13 protein-coding genes are annotated in these 19,137 nt (G+C 68.9%); 11 read left to right on the top strand and 2 right to left on the bottom strand.

Annotation, left to right across the window (positions count from 1 at the left end; genetic code table 11):
* Positions 1–236: 236 nt before the first annotated feature.
* From AC6JAM_RS01990 to AC6JAM_RS01940, 11 genes are all read left to right on the top strand, one after another.
* Complete coding sequence (locus tag AC6JAM_RS01990; RefSeq protein ID WP_497935874.1) at positions 237–1,514, top strand: RDD family protein; 1,278 nt, start codon at positions 237–239, stop codon at positions 1,512–1,514.
* Complete coding sequence (locus tag AC6JAM_RS01985) at positions 1,511–2,443, top strand: PP2C family protein-serine/threonine phosphatase (protein ID WP_056390964.1); 933 nt, start codon at positions 1,511–1,513, stop codon at positions 2,441–2,443. Before AC6JAM_RS01990 ends, AC6JAM_RS01985 begins: the two co-directional genes overlap by 4 nt.
* Complete coding sequence (locus AC6JAM_RS01980; protein WP_497933892.1) at positions 2,430–4,418, top strand: FHA domain-containing protein; 1,989 nt, start codon at positions 2,430–2,432, stop codon at positions 4,416–4,418. The genes AC6JAM_RS01985 and AC6JAM_RS01980 overlap by 14 nt, the downstream gene beginning before the upstream one ends.
* A complete protein-coding gene (locus AC6JAM_RS01975) occupies positions 4,415–6,196 on the top strand; it encodes a serine/threonine-protein kinase (protein ID WP_018771883.1) in 1,782 nt (593 codons plus the stop codon). The genes AC6JAM_RS01980 and AC6JAM_RS01975 overlap by 4 nt, the downstream gene beginning before the upstream one ends.
* Before the next feature lie 78 nt (positions 6,197–6,274).
* On the top strand, positions 6,275–6,979 hold the full coding sequence (locus tag AC6JAM_RS01970) for a hypothetical protein (protein WP_497933891.1): 705 nt from the start codon (positions 6,275–6,277) through the stop codon (positions 6,977–6,979).
* A complete protein-coding gene (locus AC6JAM_RS01965; RefSeq protein WP_497933890.1) occupies positions 6,976–11,421 on the top strand; it encodes a type VII secretion EssC family protein in 4,446 nt (1,481 codons plus the stop codon). Before AC6JAM_RS01970 ends, AC6JAM_RS01965 begins: the two co-directional genes overlap by 4 nt.
* 123 nt (positions 11,422–11,544) lie before the next feature.
* Positions 11,545–12,168, top strand: coding sequence for a hypothetical protein (locus tag AC6JAM_RS01960; protein WP_497933889.1), 624 nt, complete (start codon positions 11,545–11,547; stop codon positions 12,166–12,168).
* A gap of 56 nt (positions 12,169–12,224) precedes the next feature.
* Entirely contained in the window at positions 12,225–14,543 is a 2,319-nt protein-coding gene (gene ligA / locus AC6JAM_RS01955) for an NAD-dependent DNA ligase LigA (RefSeq protein ID WP_497933888.1), read from the top strand.
* Positions 14,540–15,349, top strand: coding sequence for an inositol monophosphatase family protein (locus tag AC6JAM_RS01950; RefSeq protein WP_018771887.1), 810 nt, complete (start codon positions 14,540–14,542; stop codon positions 15,347–15,349). The genes ligA and AC6JAM_RS01950 overlap by 4 nt, the downstream gene beginning before the upstream one ends.
* A 168-nt stretch (positions 15,350–15,517) precedes the next feature.
* Positions 15,518–16,021 carry a GNAT family N-acetyltransferase gene (locus AC6JAM_RS01945; RefSeq protein WP_018771888.1) on the top strand — a complete coding sequence of 168 codons (504 nt, stop codon included), beginning with the start codon at positions 15,518–15,520 and terminating at the stop codon, positions 16,019–16,021.
* A gap of 46 nt (positions 16,022–16,067) precedes the next feature.
* On the top strand, positions 16,068–16,448 hold the full coding sequence (locus AC6JAM_RS01940; protein WP_018771889.1) for a RidA family protein: 381 nt from the start codon (positions 16,068–16,070) through the stop codon (positions 16,446–16,448).
* Between the two features lie 13 nt (positions 16,449–16,461).
* On the opposite strand, the gene AC6JAM_RS01935 is transcribed toward AC6JAM_RS01940, so the two are convergent.
* Together AC6JAM_RS01935 and AC6JAM_RS01930 are read right to left on the bottom strand one after the other, a co-directional pair.
* Positions 16,462–17,124, bottom strand: a complete 663-nt coding sequence (locus tag AC6JAM_RS01935) for a response regulator (RefSeq protein ID WP_018771890.1) — start codon at positions 17,122–17,124, stop codon at positions 16,462–16,464.
* The gene (locus AC6JAM_RS01930; RefSeq protein ID WP_497933886.1) at positions 17,117–18,922 is read right to left on the bottom strand and encodes a sensor histidine kinase; all 1,806 of its coding nucleotides are present in this window, start codon (positions 18,920–18,922) and stop codon (positions 17,117–17,119) included. The genes AC6JAM_RS01935 and AC6JAM_RS01930 overlap by 8 nt, the downstream gene beginning before the upstream one ends.
* Positions 18,923–19,137: the final 215 nt, after the last annotated feature.

Raw genomic sequence — 19,137 nt, 5'->3', positions numbered from 1 at the left:
GCCCCCGCACCCCGGACCTGCCGGCGGACCAAGCAAGGAGCGATCCCGGGGAAGCGCGCCCCGCGCACTCGTCCGGGATTCCCGGTACTATCCCGGTAGTAGAAAGGCCCCCGGCACAGCCGGCGGGCACCGCATTGACGGGCACCGCGCAAGCGGGCACCTTGCATACGGGTACCGTGCCGGGCAGGACGGGCGGTACCACAAGGGTGGGGGCCGCTCCAGGGGGAGGAACGGGAATGGCAGTGAACCTTCAGCTTGTTCCGGCTGCGGCGGGCAAGCGGCTTGGCGCTGCCGTCATTGATTGGCTGCCTGGGGTGGCGGTGCTGGTGGTGACGTTTGCCATCGGATTCGCCGGGATTACCCGCACCAGAAGCGGTGGCTTCATTGTCTATGACACGTCCTCTCTGGTGCTCTTTGGCGGCATCGGCCTTGGCCTGACCCTGGGTTACCTCTTCGTGGTGCTCGGGCTGGAAGCACGCACCGGCAAAACGCCCGGGAACCTGCTGATGGGCATCCGCAGCGCGGACCAGGACGGTTACGCTCCCGGCGCCGGCGCCGTGTTCCTGCGTGGCCTCATCACCGGAGCAGGCATCCTGTTGGCCGTGCTGGCCGCGGTGCTGGTGGTGGTCTTCAAGTGGTTTGACGCCGCCCTGCCCATCCTTGGCCCGCTGCTCCTGGTGGGTGGCGCGTGGGCCGTGCTGGTGGTGGTTTCCAGCCGGTGGGACAGGGACGGCGGGCTGCGGGGCTGGAATGACACCGCCGCCAAGACCCTGGTGTTCGATGTCAAGGCGGGCCGCGATCCCATCACCACCGGTGGCATCCAAGGGCCTTACAGCTTCGCGCCCCTGGACCTGCCGCCCGTGCAGCAGGTCCTGTCGCCGGTGGCCGGCGCCAACGTGGCCCAGACTCCCGTACACAACGCCCCCGGACACCCAGCCCCTGTACACCCAGCCCCTGTACACCCAGCCCCCCATGCCCCTCTGCAAACCCCTCCGGCAGCTCCGGCTCCGGCACCCCAGGCACCTTCGCCGTCGGCCGCCCTGCCGTCGCAGACCTTGCCCTACAGCCCACCTGCCTCCTTCGCGCCGCCGCCCGCCGCCGGCCACCGGATGCCCCCGCCGCATGTGGACGACGACGTCGAACGCACCCAGGTGCGGCCCGGAACCGGCGGCCCCGCCCCTGTGGCCGTCCTCCGTATCCGCCTGGACGACGGCCGCGACTTCCAGCTGGACCGCAGCGTCCTGGTGGGCCGGAACCCGGTGGGGCAGGCCGGGGAACAGCAGGCCCAGCTGTTGGCTGTGGATGACCCCGGCCGTTCGATCTCCAAGACGCACCTGCACCTGCTCACCGACGGCGCGGGCATCTGGGTGACGGACCGCCAGTCCACCAATGGAAGCGCCGTCACCACCCCGGACGGCCTGCGCACCCCCTTGGTGCCGGGCGTCCCCACATTTGTTACCCCGGGATCCAGCGTGCACTTTGGAGACCGTACCTTTTACCTAGGACAGGCATGAACCAGCACCCCGCCAGTGTTTCCACCATCCAGCCGGGGCCGGGACTCAGCCTCAGCTACGGCTACGGGACGGACAGGGGACTCCGCCGGGAGTTGAACGAGGATTCGTATATCGCCGCCGATCCCGTCTTCGCCGTCGCTGACGGCATGGGCGGCCATGAAGCCGGCGAAATCGCCAGCGGCCTGTGCGTGCGGGCCCTGGCCGGGATTCCCCAGGTGGCCACGGGGGAGCGGAGCATCACCGCTGCCGTCCTCCAGCAGTACCTGGTACGTGCGGACAACTCGATCCGTGAGGCCACCGGAGCCCGTGCCGGCACCACCCTTACCGGTGCTGTCGTGGTGGAACAGATGGGCATGCCGTACTGGCTGGTGGTGAACATCGGCGATTCCCGCACGTACCGGCTCAGCCAGGGACGGTTCGAGCAGATCAGCGTCGACCACTCGGAGGTCCAGGAACTCGTGGACGCCGGCGAAATCACCGCCCAGGAAGCCACCGTCCACCCGCGGCGGCACGTGGTCACCCGGGCCCTGGGCACGGGCGACGAGACGGAAGCGGACTACTGGCTCCTTCCCGTGGAGGAAGGCGACCGCGTCCTGGTCTGCTCCGACGGCCTGACGGGGGAACTGGCAGACGATGACATCCTCCGGATCCTCAGCAGCGTGGCGGATCCGCAGGAGGCGGTGGACGCCCTGATCCAGGCCGCCCTGCGCAGCGGCGGCCGGGACAACGTCACGGCCATCGTGGTGGATGCCAGGAACGTTTCGAACGACGACGGCGCTGGCACCACCGCGCCCCGCCTCACCTCCGCTGACGGAGACGAAGTGACCCTGCCGCGGCCGCAGGCATCCGAAGCCGTGACGCAGCCCCTGCCCGCACCGGTGGAGGAGACCGCGGACCACAACGGGGAGCCGGACGATGACCGCCGCTAGCTACATCCCCGGCACCTGGCTGGGCATTGTCAGGTCCCGCACCGCAGTCCTCCTGGGCCCCGGGTCGCCCGCGGAACTCGCAGGCGCATTGTGGGAACTCCTGGCCGGCCGGCCTGAGCCGCACGAGATCCTCGCCGCCGTGACCAGCACTTCCGGCGGATCCCTCACCCGCATCCCATCCTTCGGCATCCTGGATTTCAACGGATCCCTGCGGGTTTTCCTGCGGGGCGACATCGACCTCACCGTCGAACAGCCCGGGGGAGCCGTGGACCTCGACGGCCGGGACGTGACCACCTGGAACGAACGCAAATTCGTGGTCCCCGGCACGTGCCGGGTGGCGATTGCGGCTGGGACCACCGGTACCGCCGGGCTCGCCACCGAACAACCCGAGCTGCCGCTCGGTGAGGGCGTGGTGCTGCTGCAGTCCCTGACCCTGGGCGCACGCTCCGGCCCGGCTGCGGTCGATGCTCCGGCCGCAGCGGATGCTGTTGCACCGGCGGAAACTTCCTGCAGCGACGAGGCTTCTGCTGCTCCCGCCGGCCACGCCCCGGCTGACCTGCGGGAGCCGGACGTTCCGGACGAGCCGGAAGACCTGCCCGAAACCACGCTCCTGCCCGGGCATGCAGCCTCGGCCGAAACGGTGCTGGGGGTCATCGAAGAGGACGTTGATGAACGCCTGGCCGACGGGGTGGTCGATCCAGCGGAAGCCGCACACGCCCATGCCCGGGATACCCACGACCCCGATGCCACTATTGCCCCGGATTTCATTATTGGTGTCGACGGTGAGATTGGTGCCGGCGGGGAGCGCGGCGCTGAGGGAGAAGCTGTGGGGAATGCTTCAGGTGAGCCCGCCCCAATTGAGGTGCCGGAGACAGGCTTCGCCGGCGTTGCCCCCACCGGAGCCGGCGCCGGTCCCGCAGCGGAGATGACGACGTCCTATGACCATCTCTGGGACTGCACCGTCATGCGGCACATCGAAGACGCTGCCGTGCGTGAGGACCCTGACGACGATTCCGGCCAGGTGTCCCCGCAGCAACGCCCGGCCCTGCCGGCAGCCGAACCCCTGCCCGCCCTCCGCAGCCCGGAGGACCCGGCCCCGGATGTGCCGGCAGCCGGTCCCGGGACTGCGACAGAGACCGACAGCCGGCATCAGCCCACACCTGGCGCCGGACTTGGAGTTGGATCCAGTGCCGGTACAACTGGGGAGCCCTCCGGCCGGCCCCGTCCTGCCTCCGCCGGCGTCCTCATCGACTCCGTCCCGTGGCGCACGGGGGGAGCTACGCCGGCCCACGACGCCCCTGGCTTCACCCCGCCGCCAAACCACGGCACGCCACTGGCTCCACCGGCATCCGGGGCACCTGCGCCCGTCGTACCGGCGCCTGCTGTATCCGGCACCGGCACCGGCACCGGTTTCGACCCCGACCACGATGGCCAGACGGTGATGAAAAGCAGCCTGCCGGGAACCGCGTCCGGTCCGGCAACAAACGCGCCGGCCGTCCAGCAGGACCCCGCCAATGGACCAATGGTGCTGGCCCGCGTCTGTGCCCAGGGCCACGCCAACCCACCCACACGTGCCCTCTGCAGCGCCTGCGGGGCTGCCCTGCTGCCGGATGCCGTGCAGGTGGCCCGTCCCAGGCTGGGCCGGATGCGCCTGTCCACCGGCGAACTGCTGGACCTCGACCAGTCGATGGTCATCGGCAGGCAGCCGTCAGTGTCCCGGGTGCAGGGCGGCGTGATGCCGCGGCTCGTCCAGGTGGCAAGCCCCGGCGGCGACATTTCCCGGTCCCACGTCGAGGTGCGGCTTGAGGGCTGGCACGTGATGCTCTGCGACCTCAAGGCCACCAACGGCACTGTCCTGGTCCGCGAAGGCCAACCGCCGCGCCGCCTGGCCCAGAACGAGATGGCCATCCTGCTCGACGGCGACATCGCGGAGCTGGGCGACAACATCTCACTGCGTTTTGAGGAGATTCCTTGAGTTCCAAACGGCCCGTTGCGCCGCCGCCCCGCATCCAGGGCTTCACCTACATCAGCCTGCTCGGCTCCGGCGGGTTTTCCGACGTCTACCTGTACGAACAGGACAGGCCGCGCCGGAAAGTCGCCGTCAAGGTGCTGCTCTCGGACCTCAAGACCGAGGGCGCGCGGCGGCGGTTCGAGTCCGAGGCCAACCTCATGGCCCAGCTGTCCTCGCACCCATACATCGTCACCATTTTCGAAGCGGAAGTCACCGATGACGGGCACTCCTACCTGGCCATGGAGTACTGCTCCCGGCCCAGCCTGGACGTGCGTTACCGGCGGCAGCGTTTCAGCGTTGACGAGGTCCTGGCGGTCGGCATCCAGGTGGCCTCCGCCGTCGAAACCGCCCACCGCGCCGGCATCGCCCACCGCGACATCAAGCCCGCCAACATCCTGGTGACGGACTACAACCGTCCGGCCCTCACCGACTTCGGCATCTCCGGCACCCTGGCCGGGGATTCTGATGACGATTCGGGCATGTCCATTCCCTGGTCCCCGCCCGAACAGTTCCGGGACGGCGGCGTTGACGGCGTCATGGTGGACGTGTGGGCCCTCGGCGCCACGCTGTACACCCTGCTGGCCGGACGTTCACCCTTCGTGATGCCGGGCGCGGACAACTCGCAGCGCGAACTGATCAACCGGATCAGCAACATGGCGCTGCCGCGGCTGGGCCGTGCCGATGTGCCGGAATCACTGGAACTGGCCCTGGCAACCGCCATGGCCAAATCGCCCCAGTCCCGGTACTCCTCGGCCCACGCCTTCGCCCTGGCCCTGCAGCGCATCCAGGCCGAGCTCAACCTTTCCGTCACGCCCTTCGAGGTCCTGGAGGAGCCGCAGCAGGAGGAGGGCCACCCGGACGACGGCACCGAGGAGACGCGCGTCCGCAGCATTGCTGCCATCGATCCGGAGCGGACCGGCAGCGCACCCACGTTCCCTGCCCGCACCCGCCCCAACCCGACCGGCACCGGGACTGACGCGACGGGGCCCGGGGGCGGCGCCCTCCCGCCGTCGCACTTTGCTCCCGCCAGCCCCAGCCAATGGCAGCCTGCCCCGGCAGTGCCGCAGATTCCGGCCCGCACCACGTGGGCGGCGGCCACCGGGGCGGCTGCTCCGGCGGCAGCCACGGACGACGGCGCCGGCCAGGGGGAGTGGGCGCAGTCCACCGTCCTGCGTGGCAGCACAGGGACGGCCAACTACGGTGCACCCGTCACGGGCACAGGAGGAACGCAGGACACGGGCTACACCGTGGACGCAACAGTCCAGCGGGCGGTGAAGGCGGACGAGCCGCAAGCGGCTCCGAAGGCCGACCACGGCAAACGCAACCTCTGGCTCGCAATCGCCGGCGGCACCCTCCTGGTATTGGCGGCTGTGGTGGGCATCGTGGTGGCCAACACGGCGACAGGCACCCCCAAGGCGGTGGAAACCCAGCAGGCCAGCAAACCCCCTGCGGACGCCCTGGACAGCGGCACCGTGCCCGATGTCGAAGGCCTGGCCGGAACGGTCGACACCAACGGCGAGGCATCCTTCTACTGGAACAACCCCGACCCCAAGCCAGGCGATACCTACAAATGGAGGGTCTATACCATCGGTGGGGGCGGCGACTACCAATCCATCGCGCAGGCGCCCGTCCGGCTCAGGCCAAACCCGTCGGGGCAAACCTGCATCCAGGTCATGATCGTCCGCTCGGACGGTGCGTTCTCACCGCTGGGGTCCGGTTCCATCGCCTGCACCGGCCAATGAACGTCCCGCACTGCCGGTTTCACGGCAACACCACCACTCCGACTACCGCAACAGTTCTGCCTTGAGGAGGCACAGATCATGGGGGATCTAGCAATAGATTTCTGTGGCGAATGGTACGAGCCATCCGACGAGGACATCTTCAACATCGGCCGCGAAGGCGACCTTGAAGTGGACGACAACCCGTACCTGCACCGGCAGTTCCTGCAGGTTGCCCGCTACGACGGCATCTGGTGGCTCAGCAACGTCGGCAGCATGCTCTCCGCCACCGTGGCTGACGCCTCCGGCGGCATGCAGGCCTGGCTGTCACCCGGAGCGCGGATTCCGCTGGTGTTCAGCCACACCAATGTCATCTTCACGGCGGGGCCCACCACCTACGAGTTCGCCGTGCACGTGAAGACGCCGTCCTTCCGGCAGGAAGCCCGCGAAGAAGCCGGCAACGGGGACACCACCATCGGCCCCGTGGTCTTCACGGACGCGCAGAAGGCGCTGATCGTGGCGCTCGCCGAGCCTGTGCTCCGGCGTGAAGGCACCGGTTTCAGCACCATCCCGTCCTCCGCGGCGGCCGCCAAGACCCTGGGCTGGGCACTGACGCGCTTCAACCGCAAGCTGGACAACGTCTGCGACAAGCTGGACCGGGTGGGCGTGGCGGGACTGCGCGGCGGCGGCGGCAAGCTGGCCACCAACCGCCGGGCACGCCTGGTTGAACACGCCGTCACCACCCACCTGGTGACACCCGATGACCTGTACCTGCTGGAGAAGAATAGGGGCGTGGACGAAGGATGAGGATCCGGCTGACACTCCGCCGCGAACCCGCCGACGCCAAGGACCTGGCCGTCACGGTGGACGGCCTGGCCACCGTGGCCGACATCGCCACCGTGCTGTGGACGGCGGACCCCGCCCGCAAAGGCACCCCCGCGCCGGACAACCTTTCGCTGCGGATCGATGAAGCATTCGTGGGTGCCGGCATCAGCGGGAACATCCTGGCCCGGGAGGACAACCTCCTCGAATCAGGCCTGCGCCCCGGCTCGGTGGTATCGCTGGCCCAGGTCAGTGGGCAGTTCCACGAACCCGGGGCCAACCGGGGACCGGCCGCCGCAACCCTGCGCGTGTTGTCAGGGCCCGACGCCGGGCGGGAATTCTCGCTGCCCACCGGCACCAGCTACATTGGCCGGGACCGGGACGTGGACATCCGCCTGACGGATCCGCTGACCTCCAAACGGCACGCCCGGATCACGGTAGGCGAAGGCATCGAGATCGTTGACACAAACTCCGCCAACGGCCTGCTGATGGACGGGCTGCCCGTCACTAGGGCCACGCTGAACTCCTCCGACACGGTGACCCTGGGTGACACCACCGTCACCGTGGTGCCGCTGGGCCACAACCATGCGGCAGCGCCGACGTCGCCCCTGGTGGACTTCAACCGCTCCCCGCGGGTGGTGCCCCGCTTCGACGTCCCCAAGCGGGTTCTTCCTGCCGGGCCCAAGCGCCCCGAGGAGCATCCCTTCCCCTATATCATGCTGGTGGCACCGCTGATGATGGGCGCGGTCATTTTCGCGGTCACGCAGAACGTGCTCTCCATGGTGTTCATGCTGATGATGCCCCTGTTCATCGTGGGCCACCACGTGGACCAGACAATGCGGACCCGGAAGCAGCAGAAGGAGCAGCTCAAGCAGTTCCGCGCCGCCATGGCCGCATTCCGGCAGGACCTTACGGAGCTGCAGCAGGTGGAACGCGCGGTCCGGCTGCAGGAAGCGCCGTCCGTAAGCGACACGGTGGACGCGATTTACAAGCTGGGGCCGCTGCTGTGGACGCACCGGCCGGAACACCCGTCGTTCCTCGGCCTGCGGTTCGGGCTGGGGACCGCCCCGTCCCGCATCCCGTTGGAAGAGCCCTCCAGCAACGACACCGAGGTCCAGTACAGCCGCGAAATCCAGGACTGCATCAAGCAGTTCAGCGGGATCGAAGGCGTCCCCGTGGTGTCCCAGCTGCGCACCTCCGGCGCGCTGGGGATCGCCGGCGCCCGCGGCCTGGTGGACGACGTGGCCCGTGGCATGGTGCTGCAGCTGGTGGGACTGCATTCCCCGGCCGAGGTGGTCCTCACCGCCATCACGTCCGCCCAGTCGCGGGAGCGCTGGAACTGGCTGCAGTGGCTGCCGCACGTAGGCTCGGGCCACAGCCCGCTGGGCGGGGACCACCTTGCCGCGGGGTCGGCCGGCGGCTCCTCACTGCTGGCCCGCCTCGAGGACCTGGTCGACGCCCGGGAGGCGGCGGCCAAACGGTCAGGCCCGGACCTGCGCCCCGGCATCGACCCCGTAAAGCATGAGCCCGAAGAGCCGGTCCTTCCCTCCGTGCTGGTCATCGTGGAGGACGACGCCCCGGTGGACCGCGGCCGCCTGACCCGGCTGGCCGAACGCGGTCCCGACTCCGGCGTGCACATCCTGTGGGTGGCCACTGACATCCAGTCACTCCCGGCTGCCTGCCGTGACTTCATGGTGGTGGACGGCGACCACGGCACCACCACCGGCCAGGTCCGGCTGGGCCGCCACACCTACCCGGTCAGCTGCGAGAGCGTGGACGCGGAGCTCGCAGCACAGCTGGCCCGGATGCTGGCGCCCGTGGTTGACGTGGGCAAGCCGGTCAATGACGATTCCGACCTGCCCCGCGCGGTGTCCTATGCGGCCCTGATCGGCAAGGACTTCCTGGACAATCCGCAGGCCGTGGTGGAGCGCTGGACGGAAAACAACTCCCTGCACGCCACCGCCGTGGCCAACCGCAAGGACAACGGGACCCTCAGGGCGCTGGTGGGCTCCAAGGGCATCGAGCCGCTGTACCTGGACCTGAAGAACGAAGGACCGCACGCCCTGGTGGGCGGCACCACCGGTGCCGGCAAGTCCGAGTTCCTGCAGTCGTGGGTCATGGGCATGGCTGCGGCCTACAGCCCCGACCGGGTCAGCTTCCTCTTCGTGGACTACAAGGGCGGAGCGGCGTTTGCCGACTGCATCAACCTTCCACACACGGTGGGCCTGGTCACGGACCTTTCCCCGCACCTGGTGCGGCGGGCCCTCACATCCCTGCGCGCGGAGCTGCACTACCGCGAGCAGCTGTTGAACCGGAAGAAGGCCAAGGACCTGCTGGCCCTGCAGCGGGAGGCGGACCCGGAGGCGCCGCCGTACCTGGTGATCATCGTGGACGAGTTCGCCGCGCTGGCCAACGACGTGCCCGAATTCGTGGACGGCGTGGTGGACGTCGCCGCCCGCGGCCGCTCCCTGGGCCTGCACCTCATCCTGGCCACCCAGCGGCCGGCGGGCGTCATCAAGGACAACCTGCGCGCCAACACCAACCTGCGGGTGGCGCTGCGCATGGCCGACGAGGACGACGCCACCGACATCCTGGGGGTGCCGGATGCGGCCTACTTCGACCCCGCCATCCCGGGCCGCGGTGCCGCCAAGACCGGGCCCGGACGGATCCAGGGATTCCAGACCGGCTACGCCGGCGGCTGGACCACGGATAAACCGCAGCGCCCCCAGATCGACATCGTGGAGATGGCCTTCGGCTCCGGTCCCAGTTGGGAAGCTCCGGCACCCGAAAAGCCTGCGGCCCCGGAACCGGCCGGTCCCAACGACATTGCCAGGATGACCTCCACCATCGTGCACGCGGCGGACACCCTGGCCATCCGGCCGCCGCGGAAACCATGGCTGGACGAGCTGGCCAAGACCTACGACTTCTCCAAGTTGCCCAACCCCCGCACCGACGAACAGCTGCTGCTGGGCGTCGCGGACGACCCCGTCCACCAGGACCAGCCCACCGTCTTCTACGAGCCTGACCGCGACGGCAACATGGCCATCTACGGCACCGGTGGTTCCGGCAAGTCCGCCGCCCTGCGCGGCATCGCGATTGCCGCGGCCGTCACCCCGCGCGGCGGCCCCGTCCACGTCTACGGCATCGACTGCGGCTCTTCCGGGCTGCGGATGCTTGAGGAGCTTCCGCACGTGGGGGAAATCATCAATGGCGACGACGTCGAACGCGTCGGGCGGTTGCTGCGCCTCCTCCGGGACATCGCCGAGCTGCGTTCCGCGCAGTTCGCCGAGGTGCGCGCCTCCACCATCGTGGAGTACCGGAGGCTGGCCAACCGGCCGGACGAGAAGCGGATCTTCGTGCTGGTGGACGGCATGTCAGCCTTCCGTGAGGCGTACGAGCACAGCAAGCTTTCCGGGCTCTGGGACATCTTCCTGCAGCTGGCCACGGACGGCCGGACCCTGGGCATCCACCTGGTGGTGACCGGGGACCGGCCCAACGCCGTCCCCGCGTCCCTGCTCGCCTCCATCCAGCGCCGCCTGGTCCTGCGCCTGTCCTCTGAGGACGACTACATTTCCATGGATGTTCCCAGGGATGTCCTCACGGCCACGTCGCCCCCGGGCCGTGGGCTGCTGGACGGGCTTGAAGTCCAGCTGGCCGTCCTGGGCGGCAATTCGAACCTGGCCCTGCAGGCCCGCGAGGTCCATAAGCTCAGCGAAGCCATGCAGCGGCAGGGCCTGGAAACCGCCCCGGGCATTGAGCGTCTCCCCGAGCAGGTGGACCTGGATGTCCTGCCGGCCGGCAGCCCCGACCTGCCCGTTATTGGAGTGGACGACGAGTCCCTGCAACCGGCCGAACTCATGGCGCGCGGACCGTTGCTCCTGGCCGGGCCGCCGGGCTCGGGGCGCACCGTGGCGCTGGTCACCCTGGCCTACGCGCTGCGCCGGTCCAATCCCGCCACGGAACTGGTCTACCTCGGGTCCCGCCGGTCCGCCGTCGCGTCCCTCCCCATCTGGAACCGCGCCGTGGTGGGCCCGGACGACGTCGCCGAAGTGGTGGAGGACCTGGTGGAGCACTCCACCGGAAACCCTGGCACCGTGGCCTTCTTCATCGAGGGCCTCACCGAGTTCACCGACACCATCGCCGAGTCAGGAATGGCGCAGCTGGTGACGGCGTCCCTCAAAGCAGACCAATGGGTCATCGGCGAGTCCGAATCCTCCACCTGGTCCTCCGCCTGGCAGCTTGCCCAGCCCTTCAAATCGGGCCGCCGCGGCCTGCTGCTGAACCCGGGGGATATTGAGGGCGACAGCCTGCTCAACACGTCCCTGGGCCGGGTCAGCCCGAACTTCATTCCGGGCCGCGGGTACGTGGTGGGGCGGGGCAAGGCACGGAAAATCCAGGTGGCGCTCCCGCCCGAAAACCGGGACTGAACAGCGCCGATGAATGCGGGGGCCGCGATCCGTCGGGATTTGCGGCCCCGCAGGACGTTGTAGAAGACTACCGGGGACACCAGAAAGCCGCGGTGGGGGGACTGCGCGCATCGAAAGGTAGCAATGACCCCGTCCGCCCCGATCCTCCGCACTGTTTCGACGACGGCATCAGCAGCTGTCCTTGCCCTGGCCCTCGGCTTGTTCCCCTCCGGTCCCGCGCTGGCTGCAACCGCGGACCCCTCTCCGACGGCAGGCACCCAGGCCCCACCAGACTGCGGTCTTGTCTGCGTGCCCATCCTTGCCGACAACCCCGACCCCGGCCGGCCCCGCAAATCCAAGGAGGCTGCCCAGCCGCCGGCCCAGCCGGCGCCACCCGCCGAGCCTCCCGCCCAGCCACTCCAGCCGCAGCCAACGGAGCCAGCCGCGCAGCCGCAGGCAGGCACTCCCGAACCGGCCGGGCCTCCCGCCACGGCAGCGGAACTCCCGGATGGGGCCGCCACCGGAACCACGTCACCCGCTGCCGGCTACCGGCCGCCGACCGGCCCCTCCAGCGGGGTGGACTGGAACAGCCCGGTCAACCGGACTGCCGGGCCTGCCCGGATGGCTGCCGCTGCTGCCCCTGCCCGTGACGAGGGCCCCGGCGGACCTGCGCTCCTGCCCATCGCCCTTGGAACGCTGCTGGTGGGCGTTTCCGCGGGCGCCTTCGCCTGGTGGAACCGAAACCGGAACCGGCTGCGCTCGCACTGACAGCGTTCACGCCGCCCTGCCCGCTGGCTGTCGCAGGTGTAAGGCAAGATAGGTCTGTGAGCACAGGACCAGGACCCGCAGAACAGACCGCCACCCGAACCGCGGAACCACACGAGCCCGAAGCCGTTCCCACCGAAGCCATCCGCGAGGAATACGAAAACCTCGCGGACCTGGTGCGGAAGTACCGGTTCGCGTACTACCAGGAGGACGCACCCCTGGTTTCGGACGCCGAGTTCGACACCCTCTTCCGCCGCCTCGAGGAGATCGAGGCGCTGCATCCGGAACTGGTGGCCAACGACTCGCCAACGCAGGAAGTGGGCGGCGAAGTATCCGCCGCCTTCGCGCCCGTGGAGCACCTGCAGCGGATGTACAGCCTGGAAGACGTCTTCTCGCTGGACGAGCTTGAGGCCTGGCTCAACCGGGCCGAGGCCAGCATCGAAAAAATCGGGGACGGCGGCACCAAGGCAGCCTGGCTTACCGAACTCAAGATCGATGGCCTTGCTGTCAACCTCCTGTACCGCGACGGCAGACTGGTGCGGGCTGCCACCCGCGGCGATGGAACCACGGGCGAGGACATCACCCACAACCTGCTCACCATCAAGGAAATCCCGCAGGAACTGCGCGGCAGCGGTTTCCCCGCCGAAATGGAGGTGCGCGGGGAGGTCTTCATCCCCTCCAAGGCGTTCGCGGAGTTCAACGAGGCCCTAATCGAAGCCGGCAAGGCACCGCTGGCCAATCCCCGCAACGCGGCCGCCGGCTCCCTGCGGCAGAAGGACCCCGCGGAGACGGCCAAGCGGCCGCTGAAGATGTTCGTCCACGGCATCGGCGCCCGCGAGGGGCTCGCGGCCGGCAGCCAGTCGGAAACATACGGGCTGCTCAAGGAGTGGGGCCTGCCGGTCAGCCCGTACTTCGAGGTGCTGGAGACCAGGGAAGACGTCCTTGGCTTCATCAAGCGCTACGGGGACCAGCGCCACAAGCTGCTCCACGAAATCGACGGCATCGTGATCAAGGTGGACGACTTTGCCACCCAGCGGGCCCTGGGCAACACCACCCGCGTTCCGCGCTGGGCCGTGGCCTACAAGTACCCGCCGGAGGAAGTCCACACCAAGCTGCTGGACATCCAGGTCAACGTGGGCCGAACCGGCCGCGTCACCCCCTACGGGGTCATGGAGCCGGTCAAGGTGGCCGGCTCCACGGTGGAAATGGCCACCCTGCACAACCAGGACGTGGTCAAGGCCAAAGGCGTCAAGATCGGCGACATCGTGGTCCTGCGGAAGGCGGGCGACGTCATCCCCGAAATCGTGGGCCCGGTGCTGGCCCTCCGGGACCAGCAGGACCCGCCCGTGCGGGATTTCGTGATGCCCACCGAATGTCCATCCTGCGGTACTCCGCTGGCCCCGGCCAAGGAGGGGGACGTGGATGTCCGCTGCCCCAACGCCAGGTCCTGCCCGTCGCAGCTTCGTGAGCGGGTGTTCCACGTAGCGGGCCGTGGCGCCTTCGACATCGAGGCCCTGGGCTGGGAAGCGGCCATTGCGCTGACCCAGCCGGCCGAACCCGATGTTCCGCCCCTGGCCTCCGAAGCCGGACTGTTCGACCTCACCCCCGAGGACCTGGCCGGCGTCCGGATCCGGAGGGAGAAGAAAACCAAGGGCGTTCCCACCGGCGAGTACGAGCTGGTGCCGTACTTCTTCAGCAAGGGCACGGCCAAGTCGCCGTCCAAGCCCACCGCCACCACGCAGAAGCTGTTCAAGGAACTCGAAAAGGCCAAGACCCAGCCCCTGTGGCGGGTGCTGGTTGCCCTGTCCATCCGGCACGTGGGCCCGCGGGCGTCCCGGGCCCTGGCCCAGGCGTTCGGCTCCATGGACCGCATCCGGGCAGCGTCGGAGGAGGAGCTGGCCCATGTGGACGGCGTGGGTCCCACCATCGCCGCCGCGCTGAAGGAATGGTTCGCGGAGGACTGGCACCTTGAAATCATCGACCGCTGGGCCGCCGCCGGGGTGCGCATGGAGGACGAACGGGACGAATCCATGCCGCGCACGCTCGAAGGGCTGACGGTGGTGGTCACCGGCTCGCTGCCCAACTTCAGCCGCGACGAGGCCAAGGAGGCCATCCTGCTCCGCGGCGGAAAGGCGGCCGGTTCCGTTTCGAAAAACACCAGTTACGTGGTGGCCGGCGAAAGTGCCGGCAGCAAGCTGGACAAAGCAGAGCAGCTGGGGATTCCAGTGCTGGACGAGGACGGGTTCCGGCAATTGCTCGACGGCGGCCCGGCAGCCCTGGGGGATGCGACAGCCCTGGGGGATGCGGCAGCGCCGGGAGCGGACGGGGACGCCAACGGGGAAGCGGCCGTACCGGCCGCAGTGGAGGAGAACGCATGACGTCCGCATCGGAACTGCTGGAGGTCGCCAAACAGGCAGCCGCTGCCGGTGCCAGGGTCCTTTCCGGCCGGGACGGCACCGCGCTGGACGCCAGCAACAAGGGGGCGGCCGGGGACTGGGTGACGGCCTTCGACGTCGCCGCCGAAAACGCGGTGCGGGACGTCATTGCCGCGGCCCGCCCGGGGGACAGCATCACCGGCGAGGAACAGGGCACCACCCGCCCCGCCGATCCCACCGGCTACCGCTGGTCCATCGACCCGCTGGACGGCACCACCAACTTCATCCGCAACATCGTCTACTACGCCACCTCCGTGGCTGTTGCCGACTCCGACGGCGCCTGGCTGGCCGGCGTGGTCAACGCCCCGGCGCTGGGCCGGATCTACTACGCCGCCCGCGGCCGGGGTGCCTGGCTGGAGGAGCGCGGAACCACCACCAGGCTTGAGGGCCCGGTCCCGGGCCGGACCGGGCAGATCCTGGCCACCGGATTCAGTTACGAACCCGGCATCCGCTCCCAGCAGGCTGCCGCCTTCGCCACCCTGATGGATGGGTTTGCCGATGTCCGCCGGCTTGGTTCCGCGGCCCTGGACCTGTGCATGGTGGCGGACGGAACGCATGACGCCTACGGCGAGAGGGGCCTGAACGAGCACGATTTCTCGGCCGGGGCGCTGATCGCGGAGGAAGCCGGCTGCTGGGTGCGCAGGCCACGCCTGACCAGCCCGCTCGACGGCGGTCCCACCGATGAGGAGCGGCTCGACGCCTGGACGTGCGCGGCCAGCCTGGAGCTGAGCGGCAAGTTTCCGCTCTAGGCGGCGCGGGAAGCCGGGCCGGCTCTGCAACACTGGCTCTGCAACACCGGCACTGCCCACTGGTACTGCACTGGTACTGCACTGGTACTGCTCACCGGTTCTGATAGTTCGATCACGGAAAGCGCGTTTCCGCCGGAACCGGGGCCGGGCCGCCACTACCATTGACGGGTGCAGCAGCAGCCAACCATCCGTCCCGCCGTCGAAGCCGACTTCCCGGCCATCGCCCGGATCACCGGCGACTCCTATCTCTCCGCAGGCTACTTCGACGACCCCGCCCATCCGTACATGGTCAAGATCATGGACGTTGCTGAACGGGCCCAACAGGCCACCATCTGGGTAGCCGAACGGGAGGGAACCATCATCGGCTCCGTCACGCTGGCGCTCGCCGGGGAACCCTACGCGGACATTGCCCTGCCGGACGAGCTGGAATTCCGCATGCTGGTAGTGGACCCTGCCGTCCAGCGCAGCGGCGCCGGCCGGGCCATGGTGGAGGCAATCATCGATTATGCCCGTACCCTTCCGGGCATCCGCGCGGTGGCCCTGACCACGGGGAAAGACTGGGAAAGCGCGCACGGCCTGTACCGCAGGACCGGCTTCCACCGGGTGGCTGAACGGGACTGGTTCGTTCCCGGAACCGACACAAAACTGCTGGTTTACCGGCGCGACCTGTAGCAGCCCTACAGTGGTGGCGACCCATTCCAGCTTTGAAAGGCCACCCATGCGCAAAACCTTCGGCAGCGGATCCGTCTGGGAACAGACCCTCGGCTACTCCCGTGCCGTCCAGGTGGACGACACCCTCTACATTTCCGCAACCGCGGCAAGCGGTGACGACGGGATCGTGGGGGACGACTTCTACACCCAGACCCAGTACATCCTGCAGAAACTCGGCAAGGTCCTGGCCGACGCCGGCTTCGGCTACGAGCACGTGGTGCAGTCCAAGCTGTACCTGACGGACATCAGCAAATGGGAAGAGGCCGGCCGGGCGCACGGCGAGGTGTTCGGTGACATCCGCCCCACCCTCTCCCTGGTCCACGTGCTGCCGTTCCTGGATCCGAAGATGCTTGTCGAGATCGAACTCGTCGCCCAGAAAGCTGCCTGACGCTCTCCCTGGACTACCGCGCCGGCAGGCCGTACCGGTGTTCCGGCCTGCCGGTGGTGCCGTAGCGGAGCTGGATGTCCACCGCGCCGTCGTCGGCCAGGGAGGACAGGTACCGCTGGGCGGTTGCCCGGGAGACGCCCACCCGGGAGGCCACTTCCGCGGCCGAGTACTGCTCACCGGGGGCCAGGGACTCCAGCACTGCCGCTTCGGTGGCGGAGCGGGGTTTCGACGACGGCGTGACATCACCCGGAATCAGGGAACGTTTTGCACGTTCCACCGCCTCCTGGTCCAGTGCCCCCGGCTGGCCCAGGAGGCGCCGGTACCGGGCATAGGAGCGCAGCTGCTGGGACAGCGACTCCGCAGTGAAGGGCTTGAGCAGGTATCCCAGCGCTCCCCGGCGGAACGCCACCCGGAGGGACGAGGCATCGGAGGCGGCGCTGAGGATGATGGTGTCCACATCCAGTTGCTGCAGCAGGTCCAGGCCCGATGCATCCGGCAGGTACACGTCCAGCAGCACCAGGTCCGGCCGCAGGCTGTGGATGGCCTGCAGTGCCAGGGAGGCAGTGCCCACGGGCGCCAGCGCCAGGAACCCTGCCACCGAGTCGACATACGTTGCGTGGAGCTTGGCCACATGGAAGTCGTCGTCCACGATCAGGACCCGAAAATCGTCAGCCATTCTCATCCTTTCCGGCTGCCCCCGGGGTTGCGGCGGCGGGCTTTCCCGCCGTCGTCTGCGGAAGGGTCGCCATGAACACGGCGCCCGGCCCGCCCTTGGTTCCGCGCTCCAGCACTTTCACGTCGCCGCCGCGGCGCCGTGCCAGCTGGCGCGCGAGAGCCAGTCCGAAGCCCTGTCCGCCACCTGCCCGGACAGGGCCGGAGGCCGTGGTGAAACCCTCGGCAAACACGCCCTCCGCGTCTGTGCCTTCTGCCAGCCCGTCACCCGAGTCCGCCACCACGATATGCAGCGTTCCGCCGTCGTCGGCCGGCTCATCCAGGACCTCAAGCTCAACCCAGCGCTCCGTTGATGACCCGGCAACGGCGGCGTTGACGGCGTTGTCGATCAGGTTGCCCAGCACCGTGGTCACGTCCTGGGCTTCGGTGACCTGCCCCCTGACCAGGGTCTCCGGGCCGATGCGGAGCGCAACGCCGCGCTCGTCCGCCTCCACGCCCTTGGCGCCGACGAAGGCCTGGAGATACGGGTCCTGTAACAGTTCCGCCTGGTCCACCGGGAACTTCAGCGGACCGGTGGCGGCCAACCGGGCAAGGTAGTCCCGTGCCTCCTGGTGCTGCCCGATGCCCAGGAAGCCGGCCAGGGTGTGCAGCTGGTTGGCGAACTCGTGCCGCTGGGCACGCAGTGCGGTGGACATGGTTCCCACGGCGTCCAACTGGCGGGTCAGCTGCTGCAGCTCGGTGCGGTCCCGCAGCATGATCACCCAGCCCAGGTCCTCCCGGCGGTGCAGCGCCTTGCGGGCGTTCGCCACCAGGACCCGGCCACCGGCCACCAGTTCCAGCGCATCCACGGCCGGACCGGCGGAGTTTGCAGCAGTCACAGCGCCTGGAACTGCCACAGTGCCTGGAACTGCCACAGCGCCTGGAACTGCCACAGCGCCGGCCGCGGTCCGCGTAAGGGACTTCAGCTGCTCCGGAACCGGGGCATCCTCCCAGCGGGTGCCGGACAGATCCGGCAACTCCAGCAGGCGCTGCGCCGCGGCGTTGAAGACGCTCACCCGGCCGTCGGCACTGACGCCGATGACGCCGTCGTCCACGCCCTGCAGCACCGCCACCTGGTCGTGGACCAGCGTGCTGATCTCTTCCGGCTCCAGGCCAAGGGTGAGCCGCTGCAGGCGGCGGCGCAGCAGGAAGGACCCCAGGATCCCGGCCAGCAGGGCACCCGCGGCCGTCAGCGCCACCGGCCCGATGTCGCGGGCCACGCTCTGGGCCACCGTCTCCATGGAGTAGCCCACGCTCACCTCACCCACCACCGTGGTGCTGCCGGGCGCATACACGGGAACCTTGGCGCCCGCGGAGGGGCCCAGGGTTCCGGTGTTCCGGGTGGTGATTTCCTGGCCGGACAGCGCCTCGGACGGGTCCGTGCTGACTTTCTCACCCAGCCGCTGGGGATCGGGATGGGCCAGCCTGATCCCGGTTTCGTCGGTGATCACCACGAACAGCGCTCCGGTCCGGGTCCGCGCTGCCTCGGCTGCTGACTGGAGCGGCCCGGCCAGAAGCTCGCCGGGCGGGGGAGTGCCGGGCTGTTCACTGATGGCCAGCACGTCGGCCCTGACCTGCGGATCCGAGGCAACGGTGCGCGCCAGCGTCAGGGCCTGGTTTTCGGCGTCGCTGCCAACCCGGTCGTACGTCAGCCAGGCATGCACGGTGGCGCTGAGCAGCACCACCAGCAGCACCACCGCCAGCTGCAGCAGCAGCGTCTGGGTGGAAAACCGCAGCGGCGGCCGGGGTGCGGAACGCTGCATTCATCCTCCTTGACGGTGTATTGGCAGTGTATTGGCAGGGGTGTATTTGCGTAGGATGCGGGTGCGGCCGAGCCGGTGGTTTCAGCGCATCAGGCCCGTGAGCACAATGAGCAAAATGCTCCCAATAAGCAGTATGCCAATCAATTGAGCCAAAGGCACTGCCGTGACGGACGCCACCCTACAGTCTGTAGCACGCATCACAACGCTGTGGTGCT

The organism is Arthrobacter sp. GmRoot5-12 (genome assembly GCF_059739365.1).
This window is presented reverse-complemented; position numbering and strand designations above follow the sequence as displayed.

Bases quoted from the DNA above. Each gene is read 5' to 3' on its own strand.
- AC6JAM_RS01940 (WP_018771889.1), top strand. From the start codon at position 16,068: ATGCGCAAAACCTTCGGCAGCGGATCCGTCTGGGAACAGACCCTCGGC.
- AC6JAM_RS01935 (WP_018771890.1), bottom strand. From the start codon at position 17,124: ATGGCTGACGATTTTCGGGTCCTGATCGTGGACGACGACTTCCATGTG.
- AC6JAM_RS01965 (WP_497933890.1), top strand. From the start codon at position 6,976: ATGAGGATCCGGCTGACACTCCGCCGCGAACCCGCCGACGCCAAGGAC.
- AC6JAM_RS01990 (WP_497935874.1), top strand. From the start codon at position 237: ATGGCAGTGAACCTTCAGCTTGTTCCGGCTGCGGCGGGCAAGCGGCTT.
- AC6JAM_RS01980 (WP_497933892.1), top strand. From the start codon at position 2,430: ATGACCGCCGCTAGCTACATCCCCGGCACCTGGCTGGGCATTGTCAGG.
- AC6JAM_RS01950 (WP_018771887.1), top strand. From the start codon at position 14,540: ATGACGTCCGCATCGGAACTGCTGGAGGTCGCCAAACAGGCAGCCGCT.
- AC6JAM_RS01960 (WP_497933889.1), top strand. From the start codon at position 11,545: ATGACCCCGTCCGCCCCGATCCTCCGCACTGTTTCGACGACGGCATCA.
- AC6JAM_RS01985 (WP_056390964.1), top strand. From the start codon at position 1,511: ATGAACCAGCACCCCGCCAGTGTTTCCACCATCCAGCCGGGGCCGGGA.
- AC6JAM_RS01930 (WP_497933886.1), bottom strand. From the start codon at position 18,922: ATGCAGCGTTCCGCACCCCGGCCGCCGCTGCGGTTTTCCACCCAGACG.
- AC6JAM_RS01970 (WP_497933891.1), top strand. From the start codon at position 6,275: ATGGGGGATCTAGCAATAGATTTCTGTGGCGAATGGTACGAGCCATCC.